Origin of the sequence: Mycobacterium sp. (genome assembly GCF_025965855.1) — a bacterium.
Lineage (GTDB): Bacteria > Actinomycetota > Actinomycetes > Mycobacteriales > Mycobacteriaceae > Mycobacterium.
The window spans coordinates 1-7406 of record NZ_JAOPWB010000156.1; the positions used below are offsets into that span (position 1 = coordinate 1).

General features: G+C 68.3%; 3 protein-coding genes. 1 reads left to right on the forward strand and 2 read right to left on the reverse strand.

Annotated features, from left to right (window positions below; all coding sequences use genetic code 11):
- Together JWP83_RS12480 and JWP83_RS12485 are read right to left on the reverse strand one after the other, a co-directional pair.
- A partial coding sequence (locus tag JWP83_RS12480; RefSeq protein WP_297730248.1) for a type I polyketide synthase occupies positions 1-5408 on the reverse strand: 5408 nt, incomplete at its 3' end.
- A 129-nt stretch (positions 5409-5537) separates the two neighbouring features.
- Positions 5538-6599, reverse strand: a complete 1062-nt coding sequence (locus JWP83_RS12485) for a type III polyketide synthase (protein WP_297730249.1) — start codon at positions 6597-6599, stop codon at positions 5538-5540.
- 310 nt (positions 6600-6909) lie between these two features.
- Here JWP83_RS12485 and JWP83_RS12490 point away from each other — a divergent pair.
- Positions 6910-7406 (forward strand): PE family protein (locus JWP83_RS12490; RefSeq protein ID WP_297730250.1); only part of this gene is annotated, 497 nt, incomplete at its 3' end.

Below are 7406 nucleotides of genomic sequence, written 5' to 3' on the forward strand. Positions count from 1 at the left end.
TCGTGCAAATTCCAGGCCCCATCCACCTTGGCCCGCAACACCACATCCACCCGCTCCGGGGTCAACGACGCGATCAACCCGTCGTCCAGCACCCCCGCCGCATGAAAAACTCCTCGCAGCGGATGCTCCGCGGGCACCCGGCCCAACAATCCGGCCACCGCGTCCCGGTCGGCTACGTCGCAGGCCACCACAGCCACCCCCGCCCCGGCCTCCTGCAAATCGGCCACCAGCTCGGCTGTAAGATCGTCGCCGCCGCTTCTGCTGACCAGCATGACGTGGGCGACCCCGTACCGGGCAACGAGGTGACGTGCCAGTGCTGAGCCGGCCATCCCGGTTCCCCCGGTGATCAGCACCGTGCCCCCCGCCAGTCCGGACGGCACGGAGAGCACGATTTTGCCGATGTGGCGGGCCTGACTGACGAACCTGTACGCCTCGCCGGCACGACGCACGTCGAAAGTCTTTGTCGGCAGTGGTGTCAAGACGCCACGCTTGAACAAATCCATCAGCTCAGCCAGCATGGCCGCGATGCGATCCGGGCCGACCTCCATCAGGTCAAAGGCCCGATACCGCACGCCGGGATGCTGCGCGGCAATCTCCGCAGGATCGCGCAGGTCGGTCTTGCCCATCTCGACAAAGTGCCCACGTTCGCCGAGCAAGCGCAACGAGGCATCCACGAACTCCCCGGCCAGCGAATTCAGCACCACATCCAACCCACGCCCCCGCGTGGTGGACAAGAACTTCTCCTCGAACGCAGTTGTCCGCGAGTCCGCGATGTGGTCGTCGTCAAACCCCAACGTGCGCAACGTCTCCCACTTGCCCTGGCTGGCAGTGGCGAAGACCTCGGCGCCCCAGTGCCGGGCCAGCTGCACCGCAGCCATACCCACACCACCCGTCGCGGCATGCACCAACACCCGCTGCCCGGCCCGCACATCGGCCAAGACCGACAAGCCGTACAACGCCGTCAAAAACACCACCGGCACGCCCGCGGCCTCGAGCGATGACCACCCTGTGGGGACCGCGGTCACCAACCGCGCATCGACCAGCGCTTCCGAACCCACGATCCCCAACAAGCCCATCACCGGGTCACCGACGGCCAACCCCGACACACCTGGGCCGACCTCGACGACCACCCCGGCGCCCTCGGCGCCCAACTCGCCGCCACCGGGATACATTCCCAACGCCACCAACACATCGCGGAAGTTCACCCCGACCGCGGCCACTGCCACGCGCACCTGGCCGGCCGCCAGTTCCACTCGTGGGCTGGGAGCCACGACCAAATCTTCCAGCGTCCCGCCGCCGCCGGTGGCCAACCGCCAACCCGCAGCAGGCAGCCCCAACGCCGAGTCGGACGTTATCGGCGCCAGCCGCGCCGCATACGCCACCCCCGCACGGATCACCAATTGCGGTTCGCCGCAGCCAATTACCGCGCTCGCATCCAGCGACCCGTCCGAATCGACCAACACCACCCGGTCCGGATGCTCGGCCTGGGCCGACCGGACCAACCCCCACACCGCCGCGCCGGCCAAATCCGTGACGTCCTCACCGGCCAACGCCACGGCGCCGCGAGTCAGCACCACCAGCACCCCGCGCCCGTCCCCGGCCAACCAGGACTGCAACACCCCCAACACCTCGTGGGCCGCCTCGTACACTGCTCGCACACCACCCGACGCCACTCCGGCGCGGGGCTCCCACATCACCATGCCATCGCCAATACCGTGTTCGCTCAACGACACCGGGGACCAAGCAACCTCAAGCAGCCCGCCGTCGGCCGGCGTTGCCGCCGCCGACAACTGGCCCGCCGGCACCGGCCGCATGTCGAGCTTTTGCACCGACAACAGCGGAAGCCCGGTCGGGTGAGCCAGCTCGATGGACACCGACCCCGGGCCGACCGGCAGTATCCGAACCCGCGCCCGCGATGACCCCGCCACATGCAGAGTCACACCCTGCCAGGAGAACGGCAGCACCGTGGGAGCGTCGCCGTCGGCCAATCCCAGCGCATGCAGCGCGGCGTCCAGCAGCACCGGATGGATGCCGAACCCCTCGACCGTGATGCCGGCATCTTGCGGCACGGCGACCTCGGCGAAGATCTCGGAGTCCCGCCGCCACACCGCCCGCAATCCCCGAAAGGCCGGACCGTACTGGTAGCCGCGCGCCGCCAAACGCTGATAGGCGTCGGTGACGTCTACCGCCACCGCGCCTGCCGGCGGCCAGATCGACAAATCCGCACCCGGTGCGCCAGCGCTGACGCCCAGCAGGCCCTCGGCGTTCAACACCCACTCCGAATCAGCCTGCCCGCCAGACGAATACACCGCCACGGGCCGAGAGCCCGCGGCACCGGCGGTGCCGACCACCACCTGAATCTGCACCGAACCCGCCGCGGACAGCACCAACGGGGCCGACACCGTCAGCTCCTCGATCACAGGGCAACCGACCTCATCACCGGCCCGGCCCACCAATTCCACAAACCCCGTTCCCGGGAACAACGCCGCTCCGCCGACCGCATGGTCGGCCAACCAGGGGTGGGCGGCGATGGACAGCCGACCCGTCAACACCACCCCACCCGAATCGGGCCGATCCACCACCGCACCCAACAACCCGTGCTCGGCCGCGACCAGCCCCAGACCACGCACATCACCCGAACCGACCAACTCGGGTGGCAACCAGAACCGCTGTCGCTGAAACGCATACGTCGGAAGCTCAACACGCCTAGCCCCGTAGCCGGAGAAGGCCGCCCGCCAATCCACCTCGACACCAGCGAGGTGCGCCTGGCCTGCCGCAAGCCAAAACCGGTCCAGCCCGCCGTCGTCGCGACCAAGCGACGGAATGACAATTGCGTCTTCCGCGGAAGTATGGTCGCCGAGCGTTTCCTCGATACCGGCGATCAGCACCGGGTGCGGGCTCGATTCGATGAACACCCGATAGCCGGCGTCGACTGCGCCGCGCAGCGCCCGTTCGAATTGCACCGTCTGCCGGATGTTTCGATACCAGTACTCGGCACCCAAGCCGGCGGTGTCCATGAGCCCGCCGGTGACCGTTGAGAAGAAGGCGATCGACGAAGGATGGGGCTCGATGCCGGTCAGCGCCCGAGCCAAAGGTTCGCGGATCGCGTCTACCTGCGTCGAGTGCGAGGCGTAGTCGACATCGATCCACCGGGCCCGAACATTGTCGGCGTCACAGCGCCGTATCAGCTCCTCCAGCGCGGCCACGTCACCCGACACGGCCACCGCCGAGACGCCGTTCACCGCAGCGATATTCAAGCGATCGCCCCAGGGCACCATCAGTTCCTGCGCCTTGGGCAGGCCGCACGCCAGCGAGGCCATGCCTCCCCCGCCCGATACCTGCAGCAACAGCTGGCTGCGCAATGCGACCACCCGCGCGGCATCCTCGAGCGACAACGCTCCCGCCACGTACGCCGCTGCGATCTCGCCCTGGGAATGGCCGATCACCGCGTCGGGCACGACGCCCACCGACCGCCACAATTCGGCAAGCGACACCATCACCGCCCACAGCGCAGGCTGGACCACATCCACTCGATCCAGCCCCGGCGCGCCCGGCGCCGCGCGGATGACATCGATCAACGACCACGGGACGTACTCACCGAGCGCCTTGTCGCACCGGTGCATGTGGTCAGCGAACACCGTTGAAGCATCAAGCAGTTCGGCACCCATACCGAACCACTGCGACCCTTGCCCGGGAAACACGAACGCCGTCTTGCCCACCGCGCGGGCCCGGCCCACCACCACGCCCGCGCCCGGCTCGCCGGCGACCAGCCCCGCGAGTCCAGCCGTCAGCGCCTTACGGTCGGGACCCACCACCACTGCCCGGTGCTCGAACGTCGACCGGGTGGTGGCCAACGACCACCCAATATCCACCGCGCTCAGTCCCTCGCGGGCGCCAACCCAGCCCGATAGCCGGGCCGCCTGGTCGGCCAATGCCTGCCCCGACCGGGCCGACAGTACCCACGGCACCGACGGCGGCTCATCGCGTTCGGCCACAACGCGTTCCGGCTCCGCGGGCGCCTCCTCGACAATCATGTGCGCGTTGGTGCCGCTGATCCCGAACGACGACACCGCCGCCCGCCGCGGACGATCCCCCGAGGGCCACGGCCGCGACTCCGTCAACACCGACACCGCCCCGGCCGACCAATCCACGTGCGGCGTAGGCACATCCACGTGCAGCGACTTGGGCATCACCTCGTGCCGCATCGCCTGCACCATCTTGATCACCCCGGCCACACCCGCGGCGGCCGACGTATGGCCCATGTTGGATTTGATGGATCCCAACCACAACGGCTGATCCGCCGGCCGACCCTGCCCGTAGGTCGCCAGAAGTGCCTGGGCCTCAATGGGATCGCCCAACATGGTGCCCGTCCCATGCCCCTCCACCACGTCCACCCCGGCCGCGTCGAGGCGTGCACTGGCCAGCGCCGCACGAATTACCCGCTGCTGCGACGGCCCGTTCGGCGTGGCCAGCCCGTTGGAGGCGCCATCCTGGTTCACCGCCGAGCCCCGCAGCACCGCCAACACCGGATGGCCAGACCGTCGCGCGTCAGCCAGCCGCTCCAGCACCAGCATTCCGGCGCCTTCGGAAAACCCGGTCCCGTCGGCGGCGCCCGCGTAGGCCCTGCACCGCCCGTCCACCGACAGCGCCCGCTGCCGGCTGAAGTCGACGAACATCGCCGGGCTGGCCATCACGGTCACGCCACCGGCCAGCGCCAAATTGCACTCCCCCGACCGCAACGACTGCGCCGCCAGGTGCATCGCCACCAGCGACGACGAACACGCGGTGTCCACCGACACCGCCGGGCCCTCCAGCCCCAGCACGTACGCCATCCGGCCGGACGCCACACTCAGCGTCGAACCGCGCATCCCATAGCGCTCCAGCTCGCCCGGCACGCGGCAGGCGCCCCCATACGAACCGTGGAAGACCCCGGCAAAGACCGCGGTCGCCGAACCCCGCAAGTCCCGCGGGTCAATGCACGCCCGCTCCAACGCTTCCCACGAGATCTCCAGCAACAACCGCTGCTGCGGATCCATCGCCAGTGCCTCGCTGGGGGCGATCCCGAAAAAGGCGGCATCGAAACCGGCCACATCCGCTAAGAAGCCGCCCTGCCGCGAATACGACTTGCCTACCGCGTCGGGATCCGGGTCGAACAGATCCGTCAAGTCCCAACCCCGGTCAGCCGGAAACTCGGACACCACGTCCCGGCCCGCGGCCACCATCGCCCACAAGCCCTCAGGGGAGTCCACGCCACCCGGATATCGGCAACCCATCCCGACGACGGCCACGGGCTCGGTCGGCCCCTCTGAGATCAGGGCCCGGTATTCCCGGTTCTCGCGCTTCAGCTGCTCGTTGGCCTTCAGGGACGCCCGCAGGGCCGTGACGAGATCCTCGTCAGTGCTGTTCATAAGGCCGGGCTTCCGTGCTACTCAAGCGGACTGGGTGACGAGTCGCGCAGTCATCACCTCTCAGCGGCGGCTCATGCCGCCTGAGGACCTGGTCAGCTGCCGGCGCCACAGATCGCGTCTCTCGGTCAATCAGTGCCAGCGCAGTAGGACCAATTCTGAACAGAATCCTGGACCCATCGCGATCATCAGCCCTGGGCTGCCGCTGGGCGGCGGTTTGGCCAGGGTGTCACGCAGCACGTGCAGCACCGAAGCCGACGAGAGGTTGCCGATCTCGCCGAGCGAACGCCACGTCAGCTCCAGGGCCTCGGGCGGCAGGTCCAGAGTGGCGTTGATCGCATCGATGACCTTGGGGCCGCCGGGATGGGTGACCCACGCGCCGATGTCGGTGGTGCTCAGTCCGTGCGAAGCCAGGAACTCGGTGACGTCCTTGCCGAGATACTGCTCCACGATCTCTGCCAGTTCCCGTGCCAGCACCAGCTCGAAGCCGGTGGTGCCGACGTCATAGCCCATGGTGCGTAACGAGTCCGGGTAGAGATGACTGCGGGAATCAAGGATGTCGGGCCCGCCGGCGCCGACATCGTCGGCTCGGCTCTCTCCGACGGCCACCACCGCGGCCGCCCCGTCCGCAAACAGGGCACTGCCGACCAGGCCGGCCACCGTAGGCTTGTAACCCGGGAAGGTAAGTGAGCAAAGCTCCACCGACACCAGGGCCGCGACACCGTCCGGTGCACCCCGCAGATAGTCGTGCAGCCGGGCCACCCCCGCCGCCCCCGCGACACAGCCCAGGCCGAACAACGGCACCCGCCGCACGTCGTCGCGCAGACCGAGCCGCCCGGCGATGCGCGCATCCAGCGACGGAACGGCGACCCCGGTAACCGTCGTCGTGATGAGCACGTCGAGGTCCTGCGGTTCCAGCCCCGCCTCTTCCAGGGCGCCCAGTAGCGCCTCACAGCCGAGATTCACCGCCTGCTCGATGAAAATCCGGTTTGCCGCGCCGAAATCGGTCAGCGTCGGATACTTCTCCAGCGGCAGAACCAGGTGGCGCCCGTTGACTTTGGCGCTGGCGTGCAGCTGTCGAACGATGTCTTCGTAGTCGGCGAAATCCGGGATGCTGATAAAAAAGTCAGTGAGCTCGCGCTGAGAATAACGATATGGCGGCAGGGCCCCGAACACACCCGCGATGACGCTCATTGGTGGCACCCCTTGGAGACGTAGATCTATACCGAAAAGTTCAAACGGAACCGCTCAAAGCTTAGCTGGGTTTAGCAAGGCCGGCTGAGGAAACGGTGCCTCGGCGGCGCGGATCTCGCTGTTCCGGACTCCCAGCCGCGAGCTCTGAGTCACTCCAGCACCACTCGTGCAAGCCGAACGAACACGACGTTGCCAACGGGTAAATAGCTAAAACCGACAACCGGCGGGCAGCGTCGCCATACGATGCGATTTAGCTCTATCGGTTGAGGAGAGGCGGCCGACATTCCTCGGGGGGCCGAGGAGGCGCGCAATGTCGTTTGTGTTGGTTTCGCCCGACGCGGTGTCGAGTGCGGCGGCGAGTTTGGACGGAATCGGTTCGGCGATTTCCGGGGCCAATGCCGCGGCTGCCGGCCCCACCACCACAGTCCTGGCCGCGGCCGAGGACGAGGTGTCGGCGGCCATCGCGCAGCTCTTCGGCACGCACGCCCGGGAATTTCAGGCGATCAGCGCACAGGCGGCGGCATTTCATGCCCAGTTCGTGCAGTCGCTGACCGGCGCCGGGGGCGCCTATGCGTTGACCGAGGCGGCCAGCACCTCGCCGTTGCAGACCCTCGAGGACGACTTTCTGGCGGTGATCAACGCGCCCACCGAGTTCCTGTTCGGGCGCCCGCTGATCGGCAACGGCACCAACGGCGCGCCGGATACCGGGCAGGCCGGCGGGGCTGGCGGAATCCTCTGGGGCAACGGCGGCAGCGGCGGCTCCGGCGTGGCCGGCACCGCCGTCACGCCCGCGGGGCCGGGCGGGGC